Annotated in this window: 23 protein-coding genes; 11 read left to right on the forward strand and 12 right to left on the reverse strand. The window is 58.1% G+C overall.

The annotated features are described in order from the left end of the window. Window positions 1–3: 3 nt before the first annotated feature. From CWM58_RS08630 to CWM58_RS08645, 4 genes are all read right to left on the reverse strand, one after another. Entirely contained in the window at window positions 4–1,131 is a 1,128-nt protein-coding gene (locus CWM58_RS08630) for an ABC transporter ATP-binding protein (RefSeq protein ID WP_008806347.1), read from the reverse strand. Window positions 1,132–1,143: 12 nt separating this feature from the next. Further along, on the reverse strand, window positions 1,144–2,046 hold the full coding sequence (locus CWM58_RS08635) for a carbohydrate ABC transporter permease (protein ID WP_008806346.1): 903 nt from the start codon (window positions 2,044–2,046) through the stop codon (window positions 1,144–1,146). Then, window positions 2,039–2,929 (reverse strand): carbohydrate ABC transporter permease, encoded by an 891-nt coding sequence (locus CWM58_RS08640; RefSeq protein ID WP_004205419.1) that lies wholly within the window; start codon window positions 2,927–2,929, stop codon window positions 2,039–2,041. The genes CWM58_RS08635 and CWM58_RS08640 overlap by 8 nt, the downstream gene beginning before the upstream one ends. 454 nt (window positions 2,930–3,383) lie before the next feature. Continuing rightward, window positions 3,384–3,710, reverse strand: a complete 327-nt coding sequence (locus CWM58_RS08645) for a cupin domain-containing protein (protein ID WP_012540645.1) — start codon at window positions 3,708–3,710, stop codon at window positions 3,384–3,386. A gap of 139 nt (window positions 3,711–3,849) precedes the next feature. Here CWM58_RS08645 and CWM58_RS08650 point away from each other — a divergent pair, with 139 nt between their 5' ends. Beyond that, complete coding sequence (locus CWM58_RS08650; RefSeq protein WP_074387652.1) at window positions 3,850–4,563, forward strand: aspartate/glutamate racemase; 714 nt, start codon at window positions 3,850–3,852, stop codon at window positions 4,561–4,563. Here CWM58_RS08650 and CWM58_RS08655 read toward each other — a convergent pair. Continuing rightward, window positions 4,529–5,455, reverse strand: coding sequence for a LysR family transcriptional regulator (locus tag CWM58_RS08655; protein ID WP_100680741.1), 927 nt, complete (start codon window positions 5,453–5,455; stop codon window positions 4,529–4,531). The two genes, CWM58_RS08650 and CWM58_RS08655, sit on opposite strands and share 35 nt — an antisense overlap. A gap of 137 nt (window positions 5,456–5,592) precedes the next feature. On the opposite strand from CWM58_RS08655, the gene lysA reads away from it, so the two are divergent. Continuing rightward, window positions 5,593–6,855: a diaminopimelate decarboxylase gene (gene lysA / locus CWM58_RS08660; RefSeq protein WP_100680742.1), complete on the forward strand. Its 1,263-nt coding sequence runs from the start codon at window positions 5,593–5,595 to the stop codon at window positions 6,853–6,855. Here the strand turns inward: lysA and CWM58_RS08665 are convergent. Further along, window positions 6,848–7,849 (reverse strand): LacI family DNA-binding transcriptional regulator, encoded by a 1,002-nt coding sequence (locus tag CWM58_RS08665; protein ID WP_162493303.1) that lies wholly within the window; start codon window positions 7,847–7,849, stop codon window positions 6,848–6,850. The two genes, lysA and CWM58_RS08665, sit on opposite strands and share 8 nt — an antisense overlap. Before the next feature lie 299 nt (window positions 7,850–8,148). On the opposite strand from CWM58_RS08665, the gene CWM58_RS08670 reads away from it, so the two are divergent. The 4 genes from CWM58_RS08670 (at window position 8,149) to CWM58_RS08685 (ending at window position 12,238) form a co-directional block, all read left to right on the forward strand. Next, window positions 8,149–9,486 carry a PTS sugar transporter subunit IIC gene (locus CWM58_RS08670; RefSeq protein WP_061153407.1) on the forward strand — a complete coding sequence of 446 codons (1,338 nt, stop codon included), beginning with the start codon at window positions 8,149–8,151 and terminating at the stop codon, window positions 9,484–9,486. Between the two features lie 7 nt (window positions 9,487–9,493). Then, window positions 9,494–10,921 carry a glycoside hydrolase family 1 protein gene (locus CWM58_RS08675; protein ID WP_100680743.1) on the forward strand — a complete coding sequence of 476 codons (1,428 nt, stop codon included), beginning with the start codon at window positions 9,494–9,496 and terminating at the stop codon, window positions 10,919–10,921. Between the two features lie 67 nt (window positions 10,922–10,988). Continuing rightward, window positions 10,989–11,762, forward strand: a complete 774-nt coding sequence (locus tag CWM58_RS08680; protein WP_004205433.1) for a GntR family transcriptional regulator — start codon at window positions 10,989–10,991, stop codon at window positions 11,760–11,762. Next, complete coding sequence (locus CWM58_RS08685; RefSeq protein ID WP_080835452.1) at window positions 11,759–12,238, forward strand: GNAT family N-acetyltransferase; 480 nt, start codon at window positions 11,759–11,761, stop codon at window positions 12,236–12,238. The genes CWM58_RS08680 and CWM58_RS08685 overlap by 4 nt, the downstream gene beginning before the upstream one ends. Here CWM58_RS08685 and galR read toward each other — a convergent pair. Further along, window positions 12,199–13,215: an HTH-type transcriptional regulator GalR gene (gene galR, locus CWM58_RS08690; protein WP_008806335.1), complete on the reverse strand. Its 1,017-nt coding sequence runs from the start codon at window positions 13,213–13,215 to the stop codon at window positions 12,199–12,201. The genes CWM58_RS08685 and galR overlap by 40 nt on opposite strands. A gap of 621 nt (window positions 13,216–13,836) precedes the next feature. Here galR and aas point away from each other — a divergent pair. Both aas and lplT read left to right on the forward strand, forming a co-directional pair. Next, window positions 13,837–15,996 (forward strand): bifunctional acyl-ACP--phospholipid O-acyltransferase/long-chain-fatty-acid--ACP ligase, encoded by a 2,160-nt coding sequence (aas, locus tag CWM58_RS08705; protein ID WP_100680745.1) that lies wholly within the window; start codon window positions 13,837–13,839, stop codon window positions 15,994–15,996. Beyond that, window positions 15,989–17,182, forward strand: a complete 1,194-nt coding sequence (gene lplT / locus CWM58_RS08710) for a lysophospholipid transporter LplT (RefSeq protein ID WP_061153413.1) — start codon at window positions 15,989–15,991, stop codon at window positions 17,180–17,182. Before aas ends, lplT begins: the two co-directional genes overlap by 8 nt. Before the next feature lie 103 nt (window positions 17,183–17,285). On the opposite strand, the gene CWM58_RS08715 is transcribed toward lplT, so the two are convergent. From CWM58_RS08715 to CWM58_RS28510, 5 genes are all read right to left on the reverse strand, one after another. Next, a complete protein-coding gene (locus tag CWM58_RS08715) occupies window positions 17,286–18,326 on the reverse strand; it encodes an NADP(H)-dependent aldo-keto reductase (RefSeq protein ID WP_008806332.1) in 1,041 nt (346 codons plus the stop codon). Between the two features lie 220 nt (window positions 18,327–18,546). Continuing rightward, window positions 18,547–18,765: a YgdI/YgdR family lipoprotein gene (locus CWM58_RS08720; RefSeq protein ID WP_002915974.1), complete on the reverse strand. Its 219-nt coding sequence runs from the start codon at window positions 18,763–18,765 to the stop codon at window positions 18,547–18,549. Between the two features lie 123 nt (window positions 18,766–18,888). Beyond that, on the reverse strand, window positions 18,889–19,602 hold the full coding sequence (locus CWM58_RS08725) for a TerC family protein (protein ID WP_074387658.1): 714 nt from the start codon (window positions 19,600–19,602) through the stop codon (window positions 18,889–18,891). A gap of 63 nt (window positions 19,603–19,665) precedes the next feature. Beyond that, on the reverse strand, window positions 19,666–20,361 hold the full coding sequence (mutH, locus tag CWM58_RS08730; RefSeq protein ID WP_008806331.1) for a DNA mismatch repair endonuclease MutH: 696 nt from the start codon (window positions 20,359–20,361) through the stop codon (window positions 19,666–19,668). 79 nt (window positions 20,362–20,440) lie between these two features. Further along, on the reverse strand, window positions 20,441–20,590 hold the full coding sequence (locus tag CWM58_RS28510; RefSeq protein ID WP_165785751.1) for a hypothetical protein: 150 nt from the start codon (window positions 20,588–20,590) through the stop codon (window positions 20,441–20,443). 453 nt (window positions 20,591–21,043) lie between these two features. Here CWM58_RS28510 and rppH point away from each other — a divergent pair, with 453 nt between their 5' ends. The 3 genes from rppH (at window position 21,044) to lgt (ending at window position 24,955) form a co-directional block, all read left to right on the forward strand. After that, window positions 21,044–21,574, forward strand: coding sequence for an RNA pyrophosphohydrolase (gene rppH, locus CWM58_RS08740; protein WP_004205443.1), 531 nt, complete (start codon window positions 21,044–21,046; stop codon window positions 21,572–21,574). A 12-nt stretch (window positions 21,575–21,586) separates the two neighbouring features. Next, complete coding sequence (ptsP, locus tag CWM58_RS08745; RefSeq protein WP_100631300.1) at window positions 21,587–23,833, forward strand: phosphoenolpyruvate--protein phosphotransferase; 2,247 nt, start codon at window positions 21,587–21,589, stop codon at window positions 23,831–23,833. Between the two features lie 246 nt (window positions 23,834–24,079). After that, window positions 24,080–24,955 carry a prolipoprotein diacylglyceryl transferase gene (lgt, locus tag CWM58_RS08750; protein WP_100680746.1) on the forward strand — a complete coding sequence of 292 codons (876 nt, stop codon included), beginning with the start codon at window positions 24,080–24,082 and terminating at the stop codon, window positions 24,953–24,955. The last annotated feature ends 3 nt before the right edge of the window (window positions 24,956–24,958 follow it).

Below are 24,958 nucleotides of genomic sequence, written 5' to 3' on the forward strand. Positions count from 1 at the left end.
TGTTCACAGAGAGAGGTTCTGTTCGGTTTTCGCGTCAAAGATGTGACACTTATTGAGATCAAATTTGAAATACACCTTGCGATGAAGGCCCTTCTCGAGCATGGGTTTCGCTTCATCGGACGGCACGCGGGCGGTCAGCTCATAATCAGCAACCTTCAGATAAACAAAGAATTCATGTCCCATGTTTTCCACACGTACCATTTCACCCGTGCAGGAACCCTCGGCAAAGGGTTCATCGGAGAGAGAGACAAACTCCGGGCGCACGCCAAAGAAAACCTGCTGATTCTTATGGGTCTCAACTTTGCTTTGCAGCAGGTCGTTGAGCGGCAGTCGCTGATCGCCCAGCGTCAGATGCAGGCGACCGTCGTGCTCAACCAGCTGGCTGGGGCGAATATTCATCTCCGGCGCGCCGATGAACCCGGCGACAAACATATTTTTCGGCTGGTGGTAGAGATTGTCTGGCGTATCAACCTGCATAATGTGGCCGAGCTTCATCACGCAGATGCGGTCGCCCATGGTCATCGCTTCCGTCTGATCGTGGGTGACGTAGACGGTGGTCGCCGGTTTGCCGGATTTTTTCAACTGCTTATGCAGATCGGAAATGCGGATCCGCATCGAGGCGCGCAGTTTGGCGTCAAGGTTGGAGAGCGGTTCGTCGAACAGGAAAACGTCCGGTTTTTTGACGATCGCCCGCCCCACCGCCACGCGCTGCGCCTGGCCGCCGGAGAGCTGGCGCGGCAGGCGATCCAGCAGCTCTTCCAGTTCGAGAATTTTCGCCGCTTCTTCCACCTGTCTGTCGATTTGCGCCTTCGGCAGCTTGCTCAGCTTCAGGCCGAACGCGAGGTTTTCGCGCACCGTCATATGCGGATAGAGAGCGTAGTTCTGGAATACCATCGCGATGCCACGTGATTTTGGCGCCAGGTTGTTGACGATTTTGTCCCCAATCCGCACCTCGCCGCCGCTGATGGTTTCCAGACCCGCCAGCATGCGCAGGGTGGTCGATTTGGCGCAGCCGGAGGGGCCGACGATCACCATAAATTCGCCATCGGCAATCTTCAGGTCGATACCATGCACCGCTTTGAAACCGTTGGAGTAGACTTTTTCCAGTTTGTTGAAAATGACTTCAGCCATGATATTTCCCTCTTAACCTTTGATTCCGCTGCTGGTCACGCCCTGCACGAAGTAGCGTTGAGCCAGGAAGAAGACAATGATGGACGGCAGAATGGAGATACTCGCCATTGCCAGAATTTCGTTCCACGGCGCGCCTTCCGTGACGTCGATGGACATTTTTAGCGCCAGCGCGATGGGATACTTATCGACGCTGTAGACGTAGATCAGCGGGCCGATAAAGTCGTTCATCGACCACATGAACTGGAACAGCGCCACCGAGATAATGGCCGGCTTGAGGATCGGCACGACCACGTACCACAGCACCTGGATGGAGTTGCAGCCGTCGATCTGCGCCGCCTCTTCCATATCGCGTGGGACGCCGCGCAGAAACTGGATCAGCATGAAGACAAAGAATCCCTGGGTGGCGAAGGCCAGCGGCAGGTACAGCGGCAGATAGCTGTTCAGCATCCCCATTTCACGGAACATCAGGTACTGCGGGATCAGCAGGACGGTGCTTGGCAGCAGCATGGTGGTGATGAGCGTTGCGAACCAGAACTTCTTCCACGGGATCTCAAAGCGTGCAAAGCCGTACGCCACGATGGTGGAGGAGATGATCGTTAACACCACCTTCGGGATCACATATTTAAAGGTGTTAAGCATATAGTGGCCGAAATGGTATTCGGTGCCGGTCTTCCAGCCATTGATAAACCCGTCCCAGGTCGCGTGGGCAGGCCACAGTCCGAGGGTGGTGAAGATCTCATGGTTCGGCTTGAACGAGGCGGAGAACATCCACGCCAGCGGGTAGAGCATCAGCAGGCCGACGAATATCAACACGACGTAGCGTACCACCCGACTTACCTTTTCCCGACGCAGCGTACGAGCGACCTCACGATCGGCGTTGCTCATTACCGGCGCCATCTGTTGAATATCAGCCATTTTTGCCTCCCTTATCGGCGGAGTAGAAGACCCAGTATTTCGATGACTTAAAGGCTATCGATGCAAAGACCGCGACGACGAGGAACAACACCCATGCCAGCGCGGCGCCATAGCCCATGTCGAAGTACTTAAAGGCGGTATCGTAGATATAGAGTGAGAACAGGTAGGTGTAATAGGTCGGGCCGCCGCCGGTTATCACGTACGGGCCGGTAAACTCCTGGAACGCCTGAGTGGTCTGCATAATAAAGTTGAAGAAAATGACCGGAGTGATCAGCGGCACGGTGACCTTCATGAACATCTGCCACTTTGAGGCACCGTCGATCATCGCCGCCTCATACTGCGACTGCGGAACGTTCTGCAGCGCGGCGAGGAAGATGACCATCGCGGAGCCAAACTGCCAGACGCGCAGCAGGGTGACCGACATCAGCGCCAGCGAAGGCTCCCCCAGCCAGTTGACGGCATCGATGCCAAAGACGGCGAGGAAGCTATTCAGCAGACCGTCAATGGCGAACAGGGCGCGCCACAGCACGGCAATAGCCACCGAGCTGCCGAGAATCGACGGAATGTAGTAGGCGGTACGGAAAAAGCCGATGCCGCGCAGTTTGAAATTGAGCACAAAAGCAATGCCGAGGGCGAAAGCCAGTTTTAAGGGAATAGTTAAAAAAACGTAGGCAAAGGTCACGCCCATCGATTTCCAGAACAGGCTGTCCTCGGTCAACATATAGCGATAGTTTTCGATGCCGTTAAATACCGGCGGGCTCATCAAGTCGTACTCAGTAAAACTGAGAAAGAAAGATGAAACAAAGGGAAAAGCGGTAAAGACGATCAGCCCGATGATATAGGGCGATATCCATGCCAATCCCAGCAGCTTGTTTTCATTCATACATACCTACCTGGCTTACGCGTTGTAATACGGATTCGGTGATGCGGCGCTGTCGGCCTTTTACTGCTGACAACGCAAAAGTGTCTGAACGTTTTCCCCGAATAACATTTCCTTGTTAATAAATGGGTTAGCCTCTAACTGGGCCGACAAATAGCGTGCTTTCAGGCTCGCTTTTATACGGCTATATTTTTTATAAAACACCGTTTTAATTTCATTTTATTGCAATTTGTTTCTGCGTCATGCAGATCTGGGCGGAAATGTGATCAAAGTCGAAACGATGTTTCAAAAAGGTGAGGTGGTAAGCATTTTAGGGGCCTGCGGGAACCTGAAAAGAATGAAGATTCAGCGTTAACTGAGCGAAAAATATTATTACCAGGATAATGATTGTGACGGCATCTTTTTTAATGCCTGCGGTAAGACGTAAACCGGGGACGGTGAACGCCCCCGTCATGGATCAGCGAGAGAGAAAATCTTCGCGGACCGGCGTGAAGGTATCGAGCAGCGTGCCTGGCTGCAGGCAGACGCAGCCGTGCATGATCCCTGGCTGCTTATACAACGTATCGCCGGCGCTGACGACGCGCGTCTCCTCGCCGATGGTGAATTCAAACTCACCGGAGAGCACATAGGTGAGCTGTTCGTGGGGATGGTTATGCATCGGGCCGACGGCGCCGGCGGCAAAATTCACCTCCACGGCCATCATTTTACCGTCGTGGGCCAGAATGCGGCGGGTTACGCCATTGCCGAGGTCTTCAAGGGTGGTGTCTTTATGGAAAATAAACATCGGGCGGTCCTGTTGTTAAAGTGAAACATTGTTTCATTTAACTTATCTCACTCTTCATAAAAAAGAAATACACGGCCAGAGAAGTGGAAAGTTGATCACAAGTTTGCTTCACTGGCAGAAACGACATAAGGAGCAGAAGATGAAAACCATTGGCCTGTTAGGCGGCATGAGCTGGGAGTCCACGATCCCCTATTATCGGTTGATCAATGAGGGCGTTAAGGCGCGACTGGGCGGCCTGCACTCTGCCAGCCTGGTGCTGCACAGCGTCGATTTTCACGACATCGAAGCGTGCCAGTCCGCTGGCGACTGGGAGCGCGCCGGGGCGATCCTTGCCGACGCCGCGGTCGGGCTGCAGCAGGCGGGGGCCGAAGGCATTGTCCTGTGTACCAACACCATGCACAAGGTGGCGGATGCCATCGCCGCCCGCTGCCAGGTTCCCTTCCTGCATATCGCCGATGCCACCGGGCGGGCGATTGCCGCCAAAGGCCAGCGCCGGGTCGCGCTGCTGGGCACCCGCTATACCATGGAGCAGACCTTTTACCGCGGCCGTCTGCAGGAGCAGTTTGCCATCGAGACGCTGATCCCCGAGGCCGACGATCGGGCGCGGATCAATCAGATCATCTTCGACGAGCTCTGTCTCGGCACCTTCAGCGAGGCGTCGCGGGATTATTATCTGCAGGTGATCGCCGCCCTGGCGGAGCAGGGGGCGGAAGGGGTTATTTTCGGCTGTACGGAAATTGGCCTGCTGGTGCCTGCCGAGCTCAGCCCGCTGCCGGTCTTTGACACTGCGGCGATCCACGCAGAAGACGCGGTCAACTTTATGCTCTCTGCAGGACCGACGCCAGCGGCGTGAGGATCTGCGGCAGACTCTCCTGCAGGTGCGCAACAAAGGCGTCGACCAGTGCCGATCGCGGGCGGTGGAGCGGGCGGATCAGGCTGACGGTAAACGGCACCTCGACGCTAAAGCGGCGCACCACCACGCCGCTATCGGCATAATCCAGGGCGGTCAAGGGATTCACCACCGAGATCCCGGCGCCGGCGCGCACCATGGCGCAGATCGAGGCCGCGCTGTGGGTTTCGACCACCATCCGCCGTTTAACCTGATGCTCAAGGAACAGGGCGTCGAGCAGCTGGCGATAGCTGTCGGTGCGCGACAGGCTGATGTAGTTTTCGCCCTGAAAATCGGCGGGGGTCAGCGTCGTCTGCGACGCCAGCGGATGGCCGGCAGGCAGCACGCAGACTTCATTCAGCGTCAGCAGTGGGGTGCGTTCGGTGCCTGCCGGGGTATGCAGGGTCTCCGTCAGGCCGAGGTCATGGCGCTGGGCGGAGAGCCACTCCTCCAGCAGCGGCGACTCCTGGGGGACGATCTGCAGGCTGACCTCCGGGTAGCGAGCGAGAAACGGTGGCAACAGCAGCGGCAGAAAGGACTGGGAAAAGACCGGCAGGCAGGCGATCGACAGCTCGCCCTGGCGGAACTCGCGCAGGCTCTCGGCGGCGCTGACGATGCGGTCCAGGCCGTACCAGGAACGCTGAACCTCCTCAAACAAACGCAGGCCCTGCACCGTCGGCTGCAGGCGACCGCGGGTCCGTTCAAACAGCTGCAGGCCGAGCACTTTCTCAAAGCGCGCCAGCTCGCGGCTGACCGTGGGTTGCGAGGTGTGCAGCATCCGCGCCGCTTCGGTCAGATTGCCGGTGGTCATCACCGCGTGAAAGATTTCGATATGACGCAAATTAACGGCTGGCATGCGGTCTCCGTGAGGCTTGGCTGTAACCATATCATTTTTGCATAGAGTCGCGATAAAACGATATTTTTTATTCGTCCGCCACTGTGGCGTAATCGAAAAAAAACAGCGACCAACACACGCACTGCACCGGAGTTCTTATGCCACACTCGCTTTACGCCACCGATACTGACCTGACCGCAGACAACCTGCTGCGCCTGCCCGCGGAATTTGGCTGTCCGGTCTGGGTCTATGATGCGCAGATTATTCGCCGCCAGATTGCCCAGCTCAGCCAGTTTGACGTGGTGCGTTTTGCGCAAAAAGCCTGCTCTAACATTCATATTCTGCGTCTGATGCGTGAGCAGGGGGTGAAGGTGGACTCGGTGTCGCTGGGGGAGATCGAGCGAGCGCTGGCGGCGGGCTACGATCCGCAGCAGAATCCAGAGGATATCGTCTTTACCGCCGATCTGATCGACGACGCCACCCTCGATCGGGTGAAGGCGTTACAGATCCCGGTGAACGCCGGCTCGATCGACATGCTGAGCCAGCTGGGCGAGGTGTCGCCGGGCCATCGCGTCTGGCTACGCGTCAACCCGGGCTTTGGTCACGGCCACAGCCAGAAAACCAATACCGGCGGTGAGAACAGCAAGCATGGCATCTGGTACAGCCACCTGCCGGCGGCGCTGGAAGTGATGCGTCGCTATCAGCTGCAGCTGGTCGGGATCCATATGCATATTGGCTCTGGCGTTGACTATGGTCACCTGGAGCAGGTGTGCGGCGCGATGGTGCGTCAGGTCGTCGACTTTGGCCAGGATCTGCAGGCCATCTCCGCCGGCGGCGGTCTGTCGATTCCTTACCGCGAAGGTGAAGAAGCCATCGACACCGCCCACTATTATGGCCTGTGGAACCGCGCCCGGGAGCAGATCGCGGCCCATCTGGGGCACCCGGTGAAACTGGAGATTGAGCCAGGACGCTTCCTGGTGGCCGAGTCCGGCGTGCTGGTGTCGCAGGTGCGCAGCGTGAAAGAGATGGGCAGCCGTCACTTTGTGCTGATTGACGCCGGCTTTAACGATCTGATGCGTCCGGCGATGTACGGCAGCTATCACCATATCACCACCCTGGCGGCGGATGGCCGCGATCTCAGCGCCGCGCCGCAGGTGGAAACCGTGGTGGCCGGGCCGCTGTGCGAATCCGGGGACGTCTTTACCCAGCAGGAAGGGGGCAAAGTCGAGACCCGCCTGCTGCCAGCGGTGGCCCCAGGGGATTATCTGGTGCTCCATGACACCGGCGCCTACGGGGCCTCGATGTCATCCAACTATAACAGCCGTCCGCTGCTGCCGGAGGTGCTGTTTGATGGCGGCAAGGCGCGGCTGATCCGCCGTCGCCAGACCATTCAGGAGCTGCTGGCCTTAGAGCTTATTTAAAAAAAGGTCCCGTCGTTACCGACTCGCGCAACACCAGCGTGCCGGTAAACGGCGGGATCGTTTCTATCGGCTGCTGGTTAGCAAGCTTGATCGCCTGATCGATAGCCGTGGTGATCATGTTGTCGATCGGCAGATAGACCGTCGACAGCCCCGGCTCCAGCCATTTCGCGCTTGGCGCATCGTCGAAGCCAAACAGCGACACATCCTGAGGAATACGCAGCCCTGCCTGATGCAGCGCCTTTGACGCCCCCAGCGCCATATCATCGTTACAGGAAAACAGCGCGCTGAAGCGGGCTTTCTCGTCCAGCAGTTCCCGGCACAGTTCGTAGCCGCGGGTCATCGTCGAGTCCCCATACTTCACCCGGCTCGGATCCCACTCAATACCATGTTTTATCAGCGCGTTGCGGTAGCCCTGCAGGCGAGCCTGGCCGGTAGGGGTGTGCATCGGGACGGTCATGCAGGCGATATCGCGGTGGCCCTGGGTAATCAGATACTCCACGGCCTGAAAGGCGGCTTCCTGCTGCTCGAAGAACACGCAGCGTTCGCGGGCCTGCGCCACATCGCGGTTAATCACCACCAGCGGCATGGCGATCGAATTAATCAGCGACATGATCGCCTTCTCGCTCATGTGCCGGGTATAGAGGATGATCGCATCGCATTGCCGGTCGGCGAGCATCTGCACCGCTTCCTCTTCGCGCTCCGGCGTATCATGGCCGTCAGTGACGATAAGCTGCTTTCCCCAGGCTTCCGTCTGGCGTGACGCCTGCTGCAGCAGACGGCCAAAATAGAAGCCGTCAAAGGTGGAGACGACCAGCCCGATACTATTGCTGGTCTGATTGGCCAGCGAGCGCGCGAGAAAATTCGGCCGGTAGCCCAGCTCTTCCATCGCTTTAAAGACCTGTTGGCGGGTGCTCTCTTTCACCTGACCTGTGCCGTTCAACACGCGGGAAACCGTCGCTTTCGAGACGCCTGCGCGAATTGAGACATCCAGCATTGTAGCCATTCATCGATTCCTGATTTCACGTGGTAAGGCGCAGTTTATCACAGACCGAAAAGGGACATATCGACGGGGCGGGGCGGAAAAACCATCGCGATCACGCTTTTGGCAGGAACTGACGAGCCGACATACTCTGGCATGCCAATGTCGATTTTATCAGTTATTTGGGATACCACACTGCGCGTTGCGAGCGCTGTCACAGAACTGTTTTTGCCTGGCGACTATGTTTTGGTATGCCAAAAGTCTCTGGCTGTTCACCTGGCCGCAATAAGCCCTTTACTCTGAGGTACTCTTTTATGGCATTACAGGACAAACTGATCGACGCGCTGGGGCGTTTCGCGACGACATTCAACAGCTATCGCTACATTATGGCGATCAAATCGGCGTTTATTACCCTGATGCCGGTGATCATCGTCGGGGCCTTTTCGGTACTGATCTCCAATATGGTGCTGGATCCGAAGAATGGGCTCGCCAGCTTTTCCTCGCTCTCCTTTCTCGCGGCGCTGAAGCCGATCACCAGCGCGCTCAACTACGCCACGCTTAATTTCCTCAATATCGGCGCCGTGTTTCTGATCGGTATTGAGCTGGGGCGGATCAACGGCATCAAAAGCCTGTTTCCCGGCCTGCTGGCGGTGATCTGCTTTATCTGCGTGACGCCGACGACGGTGGAGATGATGGTCGATGGCCAGATGCACGTGGTGAAAGATGTCCTGCTGCGCCAGTTCTCCGATACCCGCAGTCTGTTCCTTGGGATGTTCATCGCCATTCTGTCAGTGGAGATCTACTGCTGGCTGGAGGGGCGCAAGGGACTGAAAATTAAAATGCCGGATACTGTGCCGCCGAATGTCTCCGCCTCTTTTTCGGCGCTGATCCCGGCGATCATCACCACCACCGCGATCGCCACCTTGGGTTTTCTCTTTCACCAGCTGACGGGGATGTATCTCTACGATGCGGTCTACCAGGTGGTGCAGCAGCCGCTGGAGCGGGTGGTGCAGAGCCTGCCGGGGATCCTGCTGCTGATGTTCGTCGCCCAGCTGTTCTGGGTGATCGGCATTCACGGCAACCAGATGATCAAGCCGATCCGCGAGCCGCTGCTGCTGGGGGCGATCACCGTCAATATGAGCGCTTTTGAGCAGGGAAAAGAGGTACCGAACATTATCACGATGCCCTTCTGGGACGTCTACATGAGCATCGGCGGCTCGGGGCTGACCATCGGCCTGCTGATTGCGGTGATGATCGCCACGAAGCGCAAAGAGATGAAAGAGATCGCCAAGCTGTCGATAGGCCCGGGACTGTTCAATATTAACGAGCCGGTGATCTTCGGGATGCCGATCATGCTCAACCCGATCCTCGCCATCCCGTTTATCATCACCCCGCTGGTGACCGGCAGCATCGGCTATTTCGCCACCCTGACCGGCTTCGCCGGCAAGGCGGTGGTGATGGTGCCCTGGACTACGCCGCCGCTGATCAACGCCTGGCTCTCCACCGCCGGCTCGATGGGGGCGGTGGTGACTCAGCTTATCTGCATCGTGGCCGCGGTGCTTATCTATCTGCCTTTCGTCAAAATCGCCTCCCGCCGTGCCGATGCCGCACAGCGTCAGGCCGACAATCAACAGACCGCCAACCCTGTCTGAGGAGCCTATGACTACCGTACGGATGACCATTCCCGATGATTTTATCCTTGGCGCGGCGGCTTCCGCCTGGCAGACCGAGGGCTGGAGCGGGAAAAAACCGGGGCAGGACTCCTGGCCCGATCTCTGGTACAAAAACGACCGTCACGTCTGGCATAACGGCTATGGCCCGGCGGTGGCCACCGATTTTATCAACCGTTTTCAGGAAGATGTGCAGCTGATGAAGCTGGCCGGGCTGACCCACTACCGCACCTCAATCAACTGGTCGCGCTTTCTGACCAACTATGAAAACGTCACGGTGGATGAGGAGTATGCCGCCTATTACGACCAGCTGTTCGATGCGCTGCTGGCCAACGGCATTACGCCGATGATCTGCCTTGAGCATTATGAATTACCCGGCTATCTGCTGGAAAAGTATGGCGGCTGGGGGTCGAAAACGGTGGTCGAGCTGTTTGTGCGCTACGCGGAGCAGGTCTTTGCCCGCTACCACCCGAAGGTGACCCGCTGGTTTACCTTTAATGAGCCGATCGTGGTGCAGACCCGGGTCTATCTGGATGCCCTGCGCTGGCCCTATGAGCAGAACACCAGCACCTGGATGCAGTGGAACTACCATAAGGTGCTGGCCACCGCCAACGTCGTGAAGCGGTTTCGTGAGCTCGGCTATCCCGGGACCGTCGGCTGCATCCTCAATCCGGAGGTGACCTATCCGCGCTCACGCGCCCCCCATGACCTGCGCGCGGCGGAGATCTACGATCTGTTCTACAACCGCATGTTCCTCGACCCGCTGGTGCACGGGGTCTGGCCGCCGGAGCTTCTTGCACTGCTCGAGCAGCATCAGGTGACGTGGGACGCCAGCGAGGAGGATCTGGCGATTATCCGCGAGCACACCGTCGATGAGCTGGGGATTAATCTTTACTACCCGCACCGGGTCAAAGCCCCGTCGCGGGCCTGGCATCCGCATACCCCGTTTCATCCGGCCTGGTATTATGAGCCGTTTGAGCTGCCCGGCCGGCGAATGAACGCCTCCCGCGGCTGGGAAATCTACCCGCAAATCATCTTTGATATGGCGATGCGGATAAAAAATGACTATCGCAACATCCCCTGGTTCGTGGCGGAGAGCGGGATGGGCGTGGAAAACGAAGACCAGTTCCGTAACCGCGAAGGCACCATCGATGACAGTTACCGCATCCGTTTTATCAGCGAACATCTGGGGCACACCCTGCGCGCCCGCGAGGCAGGGGCCAACTGCCAGGGCTATATGTTGTGGGCGTTTACTGACAACGTATCGCCGATGAACGCTTTTAAAAACCGCTACGGGCTTATCGAAATCGACCTGCAAAACCATCGCGCCCGGCGACCCAAAGCCTCGGCGCACTGGTTTCGTCAGCTGGGCGAACGGCGTGAACTGGTGCTGGATATCGATGATGAATACCGCTAACCGGGGGCAATATTTGCTAAGATAGCGGCGTATTTGACTCGCAGGCATGTAACGCACAGGTGATTTTGTGGAAAAAGCGATAATTCCGCCGGAAAAGAAGCCCTATCAGGAGATTGGTGATGACTTACGCGCCCAGATCGCGCAGGGGCGCTACCCGGTCGGGTCGCGTTTGCCGCCGGAACGCCATATTGCCGAAACCTACGGCGTCAGCCGGACCATCGTGCGCGAAGCGCTGCTGATGCTGGAGCTGCAGGGGACGGTGGATATTCGTCAGGGATCCGGGGTGTACGTCATGCGTATTCCCCACGAGAACGACAGCGAAGAGGAGCAACTGCTCAGCAGCGACGTCGGTCCGTTTGAAATTCTGCAGGCGCGCCAGCTGCTGGAGAGCAATATCGCTGCCTTTGCCGCGAAAATGGCCACCCGCGCCGATATCGACAATCTGAAGCGGATTATCGAGCAGGAGCAGCGGGCTATCGCCCTCAACGACACCGCGCAGGATAACGCTCGTCTGTTCCATCTGGTGCTGGCCGGGGCGACGCAGAACCAGATGCTGCTGGCGACGGTGGAGCGGATCTGGCTGCAGATGGACAGCAGCCCGCTGTGGCAGCAGTTCAATGTGCATATTGCCAGCCGCGCCTGGCGGTTGAAGTGGCTCGGTGACCGACAGACGCTGCTCGCCGCGCTGCGGCGTCGCGATGTGATGGGCGCCTGGCAGGCGATGTGGCAGCATCTGGAAAACGTCAAAAACAGTCTGCTGGAGCTGTCCGATGAAGACGCCCCCGACTTTGACGGCTATCTGTTCGACTCGGTGCCGATTTTTCAGGGGAAGCTGGTATGACGATCCTGCCGCTGTACGCTGCGCCGCAGTACGCCTCGCAGGTAACCGACTGGCTGTGGCACGCCTTTGGCGGCGAGACGCTGCCGCGGGAGTTTTTCGCCAGCATTGTGCAGCATAGCCAGACGGCGGAGGCGCTGCCGTTGACCTTTATTGCCGTGGAAGGCGAGCTGTTGCTCGGCACGATTGGCCTCTGGCGCTGCGACTTGATCAGCCGCCAGGATCTGTTTCCCTGGCTGGCGGCGCTGTACGTCGCGCCCGCCGCCCGCGGTCAGGGGCTGGCCGGAAAACTGCAGCGGCATGTGATCGATTATGCCCGCCGCGCGGGCTTTCGGGAGCTCTATCTCTACTCCGCCTGCCGGGATTTCTATGAACGCTTCGGCTGGCGCTACATCGGCGAGGGGCTGGATTATCCGGCCACCGCCGTGCATCTCTATCGCTACGATTTATCGCCTTCCAGCGGGGCGACCACCGAGTGACGGCGCACCAGCGTCGGGCTGAACAGGTGGGTGATCTCCGGGGCCGGGCGGTACTCCGCCAGGGCTAAGGCCAGCTCGGCCGCCTGGGTCGCCATGGTGACGATCGGGTAGCGGACAGTGGTCAGCCGCGGACGGACATAGCGCGAAATCAGGACATCGTCGAAGCCAATCAGCGAAATTTCCCGCGGGACGTCGATGCCGTTGTCGTTGAGTACGCCCATCGCGCCGGCGGCCATCGAGTCGTTATAGCAGGCGACGGCGCTAAAGTGGCGGCCGCGGCCAAGCAGTTCGGTCATTGCCAGTTCGCCGCCGCTTTCATCCGGTTCAGCAAAGGCGACCAGCCGGTCATTGCACGGCAGGCCGCTCTCTTCCAGCGCCGCGTAGTACCCCTGCAGTCGATCTTCCGCATCGGAGATATGGTGGTTTGAGCACAGATAGCCGATACGCGTGTGCCCCTGCTGGATCAAATGACGGGTCGCCAGCCAGGCGCCATAGCGGTCGTCCAGCGCCACGCAGCGGGTTTCATACCCGGGCAGGATGCGGTTGATCAGCACCATGCCGGGGATCTGCTTCATTAACCCCGCCAGTTCCTCATCGGGGATCATTTTGGCGTGCACCACCAGCGCCGCGCAGCGGTGGCGGATCAACTGCTCTATCGCCTGGCGTTCCTTCTGCACGTTGTGGTAGCCATTGCCAATCAGCAAAAAGTTGCCGGTGCGGTAAGCCACCTGTTCGACGGCTTTGACCATCGCGCCGAAGAAGGGGTCGGAGACATCACCCACCACCAGGCCGACGGTTTCCGTTGACTGCTGGGCCAGTGCCCGGGCGTTCGCGTTGGGGTGATAGTTCAGGGTTTCCATCGCCGCGCCCACGGACTGACGCGAGGCTTCGCTGGCTTTGGGAGAGTTATTGATGACGCGGGAGACGGTAGCGACGGAGACTCCTGCGAGTCGGGCTACATCCTTAATTGTCGCCATACCATGCCTTTTATAGGGTAAGCGTTTACATACTGCTATGTTACGGGAAAGAGCGGCAGATTCAAGGCGCGGCGGCGAAGGAATGGCGCAAATGTGATTCAGACCGGGCTTATGGGTAACCTGTTTACATTGACGCCATCGCTAATTGAAACCGGCGCAGGGAAATACAAACCTTTGCTTACACTTTGCGATGTGCTGTTGCGAATGTTCGCTGGTTTGTTCGCGGATCAGGTTGATATTCTGGCTATCCCAGAGGTATTGATAGGTGGAGTCAACGTCACGTTGACCACTTTACTTACACCAGCCTGCGCAGATGCGCAGGTTTTTTTTTGCCCGCCGTCGACGTTGTTACAGATACCGAAAATCGTAATACCTGGTTGCACTTAGGCTCACTCCCTTGCGTTTTCCTGCTGGCCCGGGCCGGGTGAAAAACGCGACAATCGAGATCCCAGAGGTATTGATAGGTGAGTTTCTTAAGTACGCTCTTCGTACTGAACGTCTTACACCGACCTGCGCAGATGCGCAGGTTTTTTTTATTCCGAAAATCTCCCCGCTGCACTGCTTTCCCACGCCTTCTCGTGTAACCTGCTTTGACTCATCAACCGGTCACATGGAGTTGTTATGCTTTTGGGATTTTTCAGACTGCTGTTCAAGGGGTTATACCGGGTCAGACTGACCGGCGACACGCAGGCTTTATACCAGCAAAAGGTCTTAATTACCCCGAACCACGTCTCTTTCCTCGACGGCATTCTGCTGGCACTGTTTTTGCCGGTCCGACCGGTTTTTGCGGTCTATAGCTCAATCAGCCAGCGCTGGTTTATGCGCGCGCTGACGCCGATTATCGACTTTGTGCCGCTGGACCCGACTAAACCGATGTCGATCAAACATCTGGTGCGCCTGATTGAGCAGGGGCGGCCGGTGGTTATTTTCCCGGAGGGGCGAATTTCGGTCAGCGGCTCGCTGATGAAAATTTATGACGGCGCCGCCTTTGTCGCCGCCAAATCGCAGGCGACCATCGTGCCGTTACGCATTGAAGGCGCCGAACTGACGCCGTTCAGCCGGCTGAAGGGGCTGGTGAAACGTCGCCTGTTCCCGCGTATTCAGCTGCATTTGCTGCCGCCCACCCATCTGCCGATGCCCGAAGCGCCGCGCGCCCGCGACCGGCGGAAAATCGCTGGAGAAATGCTGCATCAAATCATGATGGAAGCCCGGATGGCAGTGCGTCCGCGGGAAACCCTGTATGAGTCGCTGCTGGCGGCGCAGGACCGCTTCGGCGCGCGCAAACCCTGCGTGGAGGATATCAACTTCCAGCCGGATACCTATCGCAAGCTGCTGACCAAAACCCTGTTTGTCGCCCGCATTCTGGAAAAATACAGCCAGCAGGGCGAGAAGATCGGCCTGATGCTACCCAACGCCGGCATCAGCGCGGCGGTGATTTTCGGCGCTATCGCTCGCGGGCGCATTCCGGCGATGATGAACTATACCGCTGGGGTGAAAGGGCTCAGCAGTGCGATAGCCGCTGCGGAAATCAACACTATTTTTACCTCACGCACCTTCCTTGATAAAGGCAAACTCTGGCATCTGCCGGAGCAGCTGACCCAGGTGCGCTGGGTGTTCCTGGAAGATCTCAAAGGCGATATCACCCCCGCGGACAAACTATGGATTTTCGGTCATCTGCTGGCGCCGCGTCTGGCGCAGGTTAAGCAGCAGCCGGAAGACGCGGCGATGATCCTCTTCACCTCCGGCTCAGAGGGTAATCCGAAAGGGGTGGTGCACAGCCATAAGAGCCTGCTGGCCAACGTCGAGCAGATCAAAACCATCGCCGACTTTACCGCCAACGACCGCTTTATGTCGGCGCTGCCGCTGTTCCACTCCTTTGGCCTCACCGTCGGTCTGTTGACGCCGCTGTTTACCGGGGCAGAAGTGTTTCTCTATCCCAGCCCGCTGCACTATCGCGTGGTGCCGGAGCTGGTCTACGATCGCAACTGCACGGTGCTGTTCGGTACCTCGACCTTCCTCGCCAACTATGCCCGCTTCGCTAATCCGTATGATTTCTACCGCCTGCGCTACGTGGTCGCCGGCGCGGAGAAGCTGCAGGAGAGCACCAAACAGCTGTGGCAGGATAAATTCGGCCTGCGCATTCTTGAAGGCTATGGCGTGACCGAGTGCGCGCCGGTGGTATCGATTAACGTGCCGATGGCGGCGAAGGTTGGCACCGTGGGCCGTATCCTGCCGGGGATGGACGCCCGCCTGCTGGCGATGCCAGGCATCGAGCAAGGGGGACGACTGCAGCTGAAAGGGCCAAACATCATGAAAGGCTACCTGCGGGTGGAAAACCCCGGGGTACTGGAAACGCCGACGGCGGAAAACCAGCACGGTGAGAAGGAAGCGGGCTGGTATGACACCGGCGATATCGTGACCTTCGACGAGCAGGGCTATGTTCGCATTCAGGGCCGCGCTAAGCGTTTCGCCAAAATCGCCGGCGAGATGATCTCCCTGGAGATGGTGGAGCAGGTGGCCCTCGGCGCGTCGCCGGACAAGATGCACGCCACAGCGATTAAACAGGACGCCAGCAAAGGCGAGGCGCTGGTGCTGTTTACCACCGATAATGAACTGACTCGCGAAGCCCTGCTGCGCTACGCTCGCCAGCACGGAGTACCGGAGCTGGCGGTACCGCGAGATATACGCTGGCTGAAGCAACTGCCGGTGCTCGGCAGCGGCAAGCCAGACTATGTCACCCTGAAAAACATGGTCGACGAGGCGGAAACAACCCATGAGTGAGTCAGTACATACTAACCCTTCGCTGTACTCGAAAGGGATGATGGCGGTGATCTGCGCCCAGTTCCTGTCGGCCTTCGGCGACAACGCGCTTCTCTTCGCCACCCTGGCGCTGATGAAGCAGCTCTATTATCCGGAGTGGAGCCAGCCGGTCCTGCAGATGTTGTTTGTGGGCGCTTACATTCTTTTTGCTCCTTTTGTCGGCCAGTTTGCCGATAGCTTTGCCAAAGGCCGGGTGATGATGGTGGCCAACGGCCTGAAGCTGCTCGGCGCCGGCTGTATCTGCTTCGGCGTCAATCCGTTTATCGGCTATACGCTGGTAGGGATTGGCGCCGCCGCCTACTCGCCGGCCAAGTATGGCATTCTCGGCGAACTGACCACCGGCGATAAGTTAGTGAAGGCTAACGGACTGATGGAGTCCTCGACCATCGCGGCGATCCTGCTGGGCTCGATGGCTGGCGGGATCCTCGCCGACTGGCACGTACTGGCGGCGCTGATCGTCTGCGCGCTGGTCTACGGCGGTGCGGTAGTGGCAAACCTGTGGATACCCAGGCTGCCGGCGGCGCGTCCGGGGCAGTCGTGGCGTTTTAAGCCAATGACGCACAGCTTCTTCAGCGCCTGCCGCACGCTGTGGCGCAACGGCGAAACCCGTTTTTCGCTGATGGGGACCAGCCTGTTCTGGGGCGCTGGCGTGACCCTGCGCTTCCTGCTGGTGATCTGGGTGCCGGTGGCGCTGGGGATTACCAGCAACGCCATGCCGACCTATCTCAATGCGATGGTGGCGGTGGGGATTGTGCTGGGGGCCGGGGCGGCGGCGAAGCTGGTGACCCTGGAGACGGTATCGCGCTGTATGCCGGCGGGAATATTGATCGGTATCGCGGTGATGGCCTTTGCGGTGCAGCAGTCGCTGCTGCCGGCGTTCGGTCTGCTGTTACTGCTCGGGGTGTTCGGCGGGTTCTTTATCGTACCGTTGAACGCGCTGCTGCAGGAGCGTGGGAAACATTCGGTCGGGGCAGGTAACGCGATTGCGGTACAGAACCTGGGCGAAAACGTGGCGATGCTGCTGATGTTGGGGCTCTATTCCCTGGCGGTGAGCGTGGGCGTTCCGCCGGTCGCCGTTGGGTTAGGGTTTGGTGCGGTTTTTGCCGTGGCCATTGCTGCGCTGTGGGTCTGGGGGCGGCGTAAATAACCTCCCGGCTTGCGCTGCGCTTAACCGGGCGACGGGTTCACCAATGTCTGCTCTTCGGTAGCCCGGGTAAGGCGTATACGCCGCCACCCGGGGCTTTGCTTTCTTACGGTGCCGGGTAGGTATAAACCTGATGCACCGCTTCAATCTCCGCTAATACCTCTTCACTCAGCTCAAGCTGCAAACTTTCCACGTTGGCCTGCAGCTGCGCCATGGTCGTCGCCCCCAGCAGGGTGCTGGCGACAAATGGCTGCCGACGCACAAAGGCCAGCGCCATTTGCGCCGGATCGAGGCCGTGGCGTTTGGCGATATCCACATAGGCCGCTACCGCTTTCTGCGACTGTTCGCTGCTGTAGCGCGTAAAGCGGCTGAACAGCGTGTTACGCGCCCCTGCCGGTTTGGCGCCGTTGAGATATTTCCCGGTCAGTGTGCCGAAAGCCAGGCAGGAGTAGGCCAGCAGCTCCACGCCTTCGAACTGGCTGACTTCCGCCAGGCCAACTTCAAAGCTGCGGTTCAGCAGGCTGTAGGGGTTCTGAATGGTCACGATCCGCGGCAGGTCGTGCTTATCCGCCAGGTGCAGATAACGCATCACGCCGAAGGCGGTTTCGTTCGACACGCCGATGTAGCGGATCTTCCCGGCGCGCTGGAACTCGGTCAGCGCTTCGAGAGTATCCAGCAGCGTCACGGCGGGCGCGGCATCAGCCCAGGTATAGCCCAGCTTGCCAAAGCAATTGGTTGGGCGCTGCGGCCAGTGTACCTGATACAGGTCGAGATAATCGGTCTGCAGCCGCTTCAGGCTGGCGTGCAGCGCCTCGCGGATATTTTTGCGGTCCAGGACGTGATTGGGCCGAATGCTGCTGTCGTTATTGCGCGCGGGCCCGCTGACTTTGGAGGCCAGCACCAGCTTTTCGCGATTGCCGCGTTTCGCCAGCCAGTTGCCGACGTAGGTTTCGGTCAGCCCCTGAGTTTCCGGGCGCGGCGGGACGGGGTACATTTCGGCGACATCGATCAGATTGATGCCATTGGCAACCGCATAGTCGAGCTGCTGATGGGCATCGGCCTCGCTGTTCTGCTCGCCAAAGGTCATGGTCCCCAGCCCGAGGGTGCTGATTTCAAGAGAACTGTGTGGGATACGGTGATACTGCATAGCCAGCTTCCTTTTTATTTATAAGGTCAGGCATTCCCCGACAAAGGAGTATCAACATGGCAGAGGGTGAGAAAAAGAGGAAGTAAAAAATCAAAAAAGCCGGGTGACGAGGAGGGGCGGTGGGTGGAACCCGCGGTGTCCTGGTGTATCCCGACTCTTCTCAAAAGACTGGTTGTCGGTAAGCGCAGCGTCAACAGAGGCTGGGGCCGACGGGGAAAGATTAACGCTTAATGATTTGCGAAACGTCGTCACGATTGATCTGCATTTTATTACCCTGCTGATCTTCGTAACTGATTAAACCGGTATCATCATCCACGGTAGGTTTACCGTCGGTCAGGATCATTCGCCCATCTTTGGTCGCCATGACGTAATCGCTGCTGCAACCGGAAACCGAGAACGCCAGTCCTACGGCGGAAATCAATACTGCCCATTTTTTCATCGTCATCACCTCTTGAGTAGCTGCACCCCATACCCGTCTATTAATAGCCTGATTTGTGAGACATAAAAAGCAGTAAAGTCTGAAAAAGGGTTGCAGCCTGTGACCAGGCTGCAATTTTGTGGTTTACAGCGGGTTTTTCTTATTGCGCAGCAGGTTAAGGCTCTCCACCGCAATAGAGAAGAACATGGCGAAGTAGATGTATCCCTTCGGCACATGGACGTCGAAGCTTTCAAGCATCAGGGTAAAGCCGACGAGGATCAGAAACGACAGCGCCAGCATTTTCACCGAAGGATGACGGTCAACAAAATCGCCGATAGGTCGCGCGGCGAACATCATCACCCCCACCGCAATCACTACCGCCGCCATCATGATGAACAGATGATCCGACAGGCCGACGGCGGTGATCACTGAATCGAGGCTAAAGATGATATCCAGCAGCATGATCTGCACGATAGCGCCGAGGAAGGAGTGGACGTTCGTCTTCAGCCCCTCTTCTTCACCTTCGATAGATTCATGGATCTCTTTACTGGCCTTCCAGATAAGGAACAGTCCGCCGAGCAGCAAGATCAGGTCGCGAAACGAAATCTCCTGTCCGAAGGCGCTGAACAGCGGGTTAGTCAGTTTCACCACCCAGGCGATAGAGGCCAGCAGCGCCAGGCGCATGATCATCGCCCCCATTAAGCCGATCCGACGCGCATGGGCGCGCTGGGCGGTGGGGAGCTTGGCCACGACCAGAGAGAGAAAAATAATATTATCGATCCCGAGCACGATCTCCAGCAGCGTCAATGTGCCCAGCGCCAGCCAGGCGTTAGGATCGGTTATCCATGCAAATAACATTGTTCAAAGTCCTGCAAAATAGAAAGCAGCAATTATATGCAAGCCCTAACGCAGAACAAAAAATTAATCGTGTTGTAACAAGAAATGGCGGGCGAGCAGGGCGGCGGTAAAATTCTTTTTCAGGTAAAAGCCGCGCGGCAGCGTCAGGATCGTCTCCCCGTGCGCGCCGATGGCCTCGGTCAGCGCCTTGCTGTTGGCGGCTTTCGGTCTTAACTGCAGCACCTCGCCGTGGCGGGCGGTAATGCGCTCAACTTCGCCCAGAACAATGAGATCCATCAGTTCCTCCCAGTCCATGCGCAACTGGCGCTCCTCGTCTTCGTCCGGACTCCACAACAGTGGTGCGCCGACGCGCCGCGCCGCCAGCGGAATGGTGCGCTCACCCTCCACCGGGATCCACAGGACGCGCTGCAGCTTATGCCGCACATGGCTGCTCTCCCAGGTGACGCCGCTATTGCCGGTTAACGGGGCGACACAGACGAAGGTGGTCTCCAGCGGACGCCCCCGGCTGTCGATGGGGATCGTTTTGAGCTCGACCCCCAGCGCGGCGAAATCCTGCTCGGGTTTACTGCCTGCGCTGGCGCCCAGCCACAGCTCCAGCAGAATGCCCGTCCAGCCTTTATCGCGTTTCAGATCGCGCGGAATGGGGATCCCGGCCAGCGCCGCCAGCTCGCCCAGCGAATAGCCAGCCAGCTGACGGGCCTGGGCCAGCAACTGTTCCTGACTTTGCGGCGGCGAGGAGAGAGGGGCGATAGTGGGCATAGGGCGCTACCTTTGGCTAAAAAATGAGCGCTATTTTTGCGCGTTGTGGATAGAGTTTACCGTTTTCTGAGTAACTATATCAATGCCATGATTTATATGAGTTTTTAAACTTATTGCGCCGCGGGTGAAAACCGTGAAAACAGGTTTTCCAGAACTGGTCACTGACAATAAACAGGATCTTACACCATGTTATCCACAGAAAAGTGGGATAACTGGGGAAAAGCCTCACTACTGGTTCGATTTACAGCCTTGACGTGCGACGAAAATCGAAATTTTAGAGAAAACCTGCCCGCGGTCTGCGCGTAATCTGTGGATAAAATCGACATTGCTCGATCTTTCATCAGTCAGCGGATCGCATATGTGATGATCGTCACGTTACGCTGTAATAAGTGAAAGGAATATATTCTAACTTAATGAATATGCTATCATTATTTTAAGGTGTTAGCGGTGCGATGTTCAGATTACTCCGGGTTTTCCCGGGGTAATTCCGTACTTCTTCACAACTCTATCCACAGAAAAAGTGAATAAAATAGGGCGCCAACCGCATTCATTGTTTATAACTCTGGCAATTACTGTGAGTTATTCAAATGTTATCCGTTCTCAGTGTGCGAACAGAGTGGTTTACCGTTTCCGGCGAGTGTGAAACAATCATTCACATTGAAGCTTATCTTGAGGTAGTCCGGTGATTGATGACGATGGCTACCGCCCAAATGTCGGTATTGTAATCTGTAATCGTCAGGGCCAGGTCATGTGGGCCCGACGCTATGGTCAGCACTCGTGGCAGTTCCCGCAAGGGGGCATAAATCCAGGAGAATCCGCAGAGCAGGCGATGTATCGGGAATTGTTTGAAGAGGTCGGGTTAAGCCGTAAAGATGTGCGGATCCTTGCCTCAACCCGTAACTGGCTGCGTTACAAGTTGCCTAAACGTTTGGTGCGTTGGGACACAAAGCCGGTTTGTATCGGCCAGAAACAAAAGTGGTTTCTTTTGCAGTTGATCGGCAACGATGCGGACATCAATATGCAAACCAGCAGTACACCTGAATTTGATGGTTGGCGCTGGGTGAGTTACTGGTACCCGGTTCGCCAGGTGGTGTCGTTCAAGCGCGACGTCTACCGCCGGGTGATGAAAGAGTTCGCCAGCGTGACCATGTCGCTGGCGGAGAGTGCACCTAAGCCGCAAAGTGCGCCTGCATATCGACGTAAAAGAGGTTAAGCCACGCACATTATGCTCACTCGGTTGCGAGAAATAGTCGAGAAGGTCGCGAGTGCGCCGCGTTTAAACGAGGCGCTGGATATTCTGGTGACGGATGTCTGCCAGGCGATGGAGACGGAAGTCTGCTCGGTTTACCTGGCTGACAATGACCGACGCTGCTATTACCTGATGGCCACCCGCGGGTTAAAAAAACCTCGCGGGCGCACCGTTGCGCTGGCGTTCGATGAAGGCCTGGTGGGGCTGGTTGGCCGTCTGGCGGAGCCCATCAACCTCGCTGATGCGCAAAAACACCCCAGCTTCAAATATATCCCTGCCGTCAAAGAGGACCGCTTCCGCGCCTTCCTTGGCGTGCCGATCATTCAGCGCCGCCAGCTGTTGGGCGTGCTGGTGGTCCAGCAGCGCGAGCTGCGTCAGTTTGATGAAAGCGAAGAGTCTTTCCTCGTCACCCTCGCCACCCAGATGGCGGCGATCCTCTCCCAGTCCCAGCTGAACGCCCTGTTCGGCCAGTATCGTCAGACGCGCATTCGCGCCCTGCCGGCCTCTTCCGGGGTGGCGATTGCCGAGGGCTGGATGGACGTCAGCCTGCCGCTGATGGAGCAGGTGTATGAAGCCTCGACGCTGGACACCGCCTCGGAACGCGAACGCCTGACCGGCGCGCTGGAAGAGGCGGCTAACGAATTTCGTCGCTACAGCAAACGCTATGCTGCCGGCGCGCAAAAAGAGACGGCGGCGATTTTCGATCTCTACTCGCACCTCCTCTCTGACGCCCGCCTGCGTCGCGAGCTGTTTGCCGAAGTCGACAAAGGCGCGGTGGCTGAGTGGGCGGTCAAAAAGATCATTGAGAAGTTCGCCGAACAGTTTGCCGCGCTCAGCGACGGTTATCTGAAAGAGCGGGCCGGCGATCTGCGTACCCTGGGTCAGCGTCTGCTGTTCCATCTCGACGACAGCATTCAGGGGCCCAACACCTGGCCGGCGCGCATTATCCTCGTGGCGGACGAGCTGTCGGCCACCACCCTCGCCGAAGTGCCGCAGGATCGTCTGGTCGGCGTGGTGGTGCGCGATGGCGCCGCCAACTCCCATGCCGCCATTATGGTACGCGCCCTCGGGATCCCGACGGTGATGGGTGCCGATATCCAGCCCTCTCTGCTGCATGGCCATACCCTGATTGTCGATGGCTATCGCGGTGAGCTGCTGGTGGATCCAGAACCTGTCCTGTTGCAGGAATATCAGCGCCTTATTAGCGAAGAGAACGAGCTCAGCCGCCTGGCGGAGGACGATCTCCAGCGCGCGTCGGAGCTGAAAAGCGGCGAGCGGGTGAAAGTCATGCTCAACGCCGGCTTAAGCCCGGAGCACGAAGAGAAGCTCGGCAGCTTTGTTGACGGCATTGGCCTCTACCGTACCGAAATTCCCTTTATGCTGCAGAGCGGCTTCCCCTCTGAAGAGGAGCAGGTCTCGCAGTATCAGGGCATGCTGCAGATGTTTAACAGCAAACCGGTGACCCTGCGTACCCTGGACATCGGCGCGGATAAACAGCTGCCGTATATGCCGATCAGTGAAGAGAACCCGTGCCTCGGCTGGCGCGGGATCCGCATCACCCTCGATCAGCCGGAGATCTTTTTGATCCAGGTGCGGGCGATGCTGCGCGCCAACGCCGCCACCGGCAACCTGAGCATTTTGCTGCCGATGGTGACCAGTCTGGAGGAGGTGGATGAGGCCCGTCGGCTGATCGACCGCGCCAGCCGGGAAGTGGAAGAGATGATCGGCTACGCCATCCCACGTCCACGCCTGGGGGTGATGCTGGAGGTCCCGTCGATGGTCTTTATGCTGCCGCAGCTGGCCAGTCGGATCGATTTTATCTCGGTAGGGACGAACGACCTGACCCAGTACCTGCTGGCCGTCGACCGCAACAATACCCGGGTCGCCAGCATGTATGACAGCCTGCATCCTGCGGTATTGCGGGCGCTGGCGATGATCGCCCATGATGCTGAGCGCTTTGGCATCGATCTGCGACTGTGCGGCGAGATGGCAGGCGACCCGATGTGCGTGACGATCCTTATCGGCCTCGGTTATCGCCATCTGTCGATGAACGGCCGCTCGGTGGCGAGGGTGAAATATCTGCTGCGCCGCATTGATATCGAAGAGGCGCAGGAGCTGTCGCGTCGCAGCCTCGATGCCCAGATGACCGCCGAGGTGCGCCATCAGGTGGCGGCCTTTATGGAGCGTCGCGGTCTCGGCGGCCTGATCCGCGGTGGGCGATAGCGGTAGCCCGGGTGAGGCGTAAGCCGTAACCCGGGGATCCTCTGTTCGCGCCATTCGGCAAAATGAGGGTACCGCCGGGAAAACGGCATTCTGTTAGCATCCGTATACATATCTTTTACACGTTCGGCGCGGATCGCACCCCAGGCTTATGCTATGATTCGCCTCCTTCGGCGTGCCCGTTTTTATCGGGCATAGATCATCACCGCTGTCCACTTTCGGCGGAATAACAAGTCTTTATGGTGACAGATGAATAGTGGCTACCTGCATTTTCCGGAGTTCGATCCGGTCATTTTTTCTCTAGGCCCGGTCTCCCTCCACTGGTACGGTTTGATGTACCTGGTGGGTTTTGTCTTTGCGATGTGGCTGGCCACCCGTCGCGCGAATCGTCCGGGCAGCGGCTGGACGAAAAATGAAGTGGAAAACCTGCTCTACGCGGGTTTCCTCGGCGTCTTCCTGGGCGGCCGTATCGGCTACGTGCTGTTTTACAACCTGCCGGTATTTCTTGCCGATCCGCTGTATCTGTTCCGCGTCTGGGACGGCGGCATGTCGTTCCACGGTGGCCTGATCGGCGTGATCCTGGTGATGATTATCTTCGCCAGACGCACCAAACGCACCTTCTTCCAGGTCTCCGATTTTATCGCGCCGCTGATCCCGTTTGGCCTTGGCGCCGGACGTCTGGGCAACTTCATCAACGGTGAGCTGTGGGGCCGCGTGGACCCGAGCTTCCACTACACGATGATTTTCCCGGGCTCCCGTGCCGAAGACCTGGCGCTGCTGCCGACGCATCCGGAATGGCAATCGCTGTTCGATACCTACGGCGCGCTGCCGCGTCACGCGTCGCAGCTGTACGAGCTGGCGCTGGAAGGCGTGGTGCTGTTCCTGATCCTGAACCTGTTTATCCGTAAACCGCGCCCGACCGGCTCCGTTTCCGGTCTGTTCCTGATTGGCTACGGCCTGTTCCGCATTATCGTGGAATTTTTCCGCCAGCCCGACGCTCAGTTCACCGGCGGCTGGGTGCAGTACATCAGCATGGGGCAGATTCTTTCGATCCCGATGGTGCTTGCGGGTATCATTATGATGGTTTGGGCTTACCGCCGCCGTCCGCAGCAACAGAATTCTTGAGGA

It is taken from the genome of Klebsiella sp. H-Nf2, assembly GCF_002806645.1.
Lineage (GTDB): Bacteria > Pseudomonadota > Gammaproteobacteria > Enterobacterales > Enterobacteriaceae > Klebsiella > Klebsiella variicola.

Excerpts from the sequence above, each read along its gene's own strand:
- CWM58_RS08665 (WP_162493303.1), bottom strand. The coding sequence starts at position 7,849 with ATGCTGGATGTCTCAATTCGCGCAGGCGTCTCGAAAGCGACGGTTTCC.
- CWM58_RS08655 (WP_100680741.1), bottom strand. The coding sequence starts at position 5,455 with ATGCCAGCCGTTAATTTGCGTCATATCGAAATCTTTCACGCGGTGATG.
- CWM58_RS08685 (WP_080835452.1), top strand. The coding sequence starts at position 11,759 with ATGACGATCCTGCCGCTGTACGCTGCGCCGCAGTACGCCTCGCAGGTA.
- CWM58_RS08670 (WP_061153407.1), top strand. The coding sequence starts at position 8,149 with ATGGCATTACAGGACAAACTGATCGACGCGCTGGGGCGTTTCGCGACG.
- CWM58_RS08635 (WP_008806346.1), bottom strand. The coding sequence starts at position 2,046 with ATGGCTGATATTCAACAGATGGCGCCGGTAATGAGCAACGCCGATCGT.
- galR (WP_008806335.1), bottom strand. The coding sequence starts at position 13,215 with ATGGCGACAATTAAGGATGTAGCCCGACTCGCAGGAGTCTCCGTCGCT.
- CWM58_RS08675 (WP_100680743.1), top strand. The coding sequence starts at position 9,494 with ATGACTACCGTACGGATGACCATTCCCGATGATTTTATCCTTGGCGCG.
- lysA (WP_100680742.1), top strand. The coding sequence starts at position 5,593 with ATGCCACACTCGCTTTACGCCACCGATACTGACCTGACCGCAGACAAC.
- aas (WP_100680745.1), top strand. The coding sequence starts at position 13,837 with ATGCTTTTGGGATTTTTCAGACTGCTGTTCAAGGGGTTATACCGGGTC.
- CWM58_RS08725 (WP_074387658.1), bottom strand. The coding sequence starts at position 19,602 with ATGTTATTTGCATGGATAACCGATCCTAACGCCTGGCTGGCGCTGGGC.
- CWM58_RS08630 (WP_008806347.1), bottom strand. The coding sequence starts at position 1,131 with ATGGCTGAAGTCATTTTCAACAAACTGGAAAAAGTCTACTCCAACGGT.
- CWM58_RS08645 (WP_012540645.1), bottom strand. The coding sequence starts at position 3,710 with ATGTTTATTTTCCATAAAGACACCACCCTTGAAGACCTCGGCAATGGC.
- CWM58_RS08715 (WP_008806332.1), bottom strand. The coding sequence starts at position 18,326 with ATGCAGTATCACCGTATCCCACACAGTTCTCTTGAAATCAGCACCCTC.
- mutH (WP_008806331.1), bottom strand. The coding sequence starts at position 20,361 with ATGCCCACTATCGCCCCTCTCTCCTCGCCGCCGCAAAGTCAGGAACAG.
- CWM58_RS08640 (WP_004205419.1), bottom strand. The coding sequence starts at position 2,929 with ATGAATGAAAACAAGCTGCTGGGATTGGCATGGATATCGCCCTATATC.
- CWM58_RS08720 (WP_002915974.1), bottom strand. The coding sequence starts at position 18,765 with ATGAAAAAATGGGCAGTATTGATTTCCGCCGTAGGACTGGCGTTCTCG.
- ptsP (WP_100631300.1), top strand. The coding sequence starts at position 21,587 with ATGCTCACTCGGTTGCGAGAAATAGTCGAGAAGGTCGCGAGTGCGCCG.
- CWM58_RS08650 (WP_074387652.1), top strand. The coding sequence starts at position 3,850 with ATGAAAACCATTGGCCTGTTAGGCGGCATGAGCTGGGAGTCCACGATC.
- lplT (WP_061153413.1), top strand. The coding sequence starts at position 15,989 with ATGAGTGAGTCAGTACATACTAACCCTTCGCTGTACTCGAAAGGGATG.
- lgt (WP_100680746.1), top strand. The coding sequence starts at position 24,080 with ATGAATAGTGGCTACCTGCATTTTCCGGAGTTCGATCCGGTCATTTTT.